At 30.8% G+C, this 1,346-nt stretch carries 2 protein-coding genes; both read right to left on the bottom strand.

Annotated features, from left to right (window positions below; translation table 11 throughout):
• Window positions 1–61 precede the first annotated feature (61 nt).
• Entirely contained in the window at window positions 62–919 is an 858-nt protein-coding gene (rsmI, locus tag AACQ14_RS13685) for a 16S rRNA (cytidine(1402)-2'-O)-methyltransferase (protein ID WP_339364136.1), read from the bottom strand.
• Window positions 920–936: 17 nt separating this feature from the next.
• Window positions 937–1,346 (bottom strand): tRNA1(Val) (adenine(37)-N6)-methyltransferase (locus tag AACQ14_RS13680; protein ID WP_423247995.1); only part of this gene is annotated, 410 nt, incomplete at its 5' end.

The raw sequence follows: 1,346 nt of genomic DNA, 5'->3' as shown, positions 1-1,346 counted from the left end.
AACCCTCTAATTATAAGAGGGTTTCTTATTTGTATTTGGTTATTTGATAGTCCACATATCTTTAATTATTTTTATCATCTAATTTTACCAAATAGTTATATATATCTCTTTTTGACGTACCTCTATCTTTGGCTACTTGTTTCGTGGCATTTTTTTTATCTAACCCTTCTTCAATATACTTATTATAATGATCTTCTATAGAAATATTTTCCCATCTCTCGATTTCTTCATTTCTCAAATCTTCTAAAGGTTTACCTTCAATAATGAGTACAAATTCACCTCTTGGTGATTCAGAACCATACTTATTGACTGCTTCCTCCAAAGTGATAGTATCTACTTCTTCAAATTTTTTAGTCAACTCTCTAGTAATTGCAATATTTCTATTACCTAATGCTTCCAATAATTGTTTAAGGGTTTGTTTTAATCTATGAGGTGCTTCATATAATATAATGGTTCTATGTTCAATCTTTAATTTCTGTAATATGCTATTTCTTTCTTTTTTATCATGAGGGAGGAATCCTTCAAAAACAAATCTCCTAGTGTTTAGCCCAGAAAGAATAAGTCCTGTTATCAACGCCACTGCACCTGGCACAGATGTAACTTCTATATCATCTATTCTACATAGTCTGACTAAATCTTCCCCAGGATCTGATATTCCAGGTGTCCCTGCATCTGTTACTAAAGCTATAGTTAAACCCTCCTGTAATTTTTTAATAAGATACGGACCTTTTTCAATTTTGTTATGCTCATGATAACTTGTTAACGATGTATTTATATTAAAATGATTCAACAGCTTTTTTGTATGTCGTGTATCTTCTGCAGCTATAATATCAACTTCACTTAATACTCTTATAGCTCTATATGTTATGTCCTCCAGATTACCAATAGGTGTCGCTACTAGAAATAATTTCCCTGACATATTCTCATTCCCATCTCTTATTGATTATATCCATATATATCATATATTTCGTCTGTATATTTTCCAACTGATTCATATACAATTAGTGGTGGCTCTACTTTCAATAAAGGTTTTCCATATCGCACTGATTCTATTAGGACCATATTGGGTTCTTTATTTATATAAGGATGAACTAATCTTATTCTCTTAGGTTCTAGTTTATATTTTTTTAGTGTTACAATTATCTCTGGTAATCTGCTTGGTCTATGTACCATATAGAATCTTCCCCCTACCTTTAATAAAGAAGCGGTATTTTTTATAACATCCTCTAATGTACATAGTATCTCATGCCTGGCTATAGATTTTGGTTGTAGATCATTTTTTATACCATTTTTATTATTCATGTAGGGTGGATTAGAAGTTATCACATCAAAACTAGATAAAGGAA

It is taken from the genome of Vallitalea maricola (assembly GCF_036985595.1).
In the GTDB taxonomy this organism is placed as follows: domain Bacteria; phylum Bacillota; class Clostridia; order Lachnospirales; family Vallitaleaceae; genus Vallitalea; species Vallitalea maricola.
The sequence above is the reverse complement of the archived record's forward strand: the minus strand, read 5'-3'. Positions and strand labels throughout refer to the sequence as shown.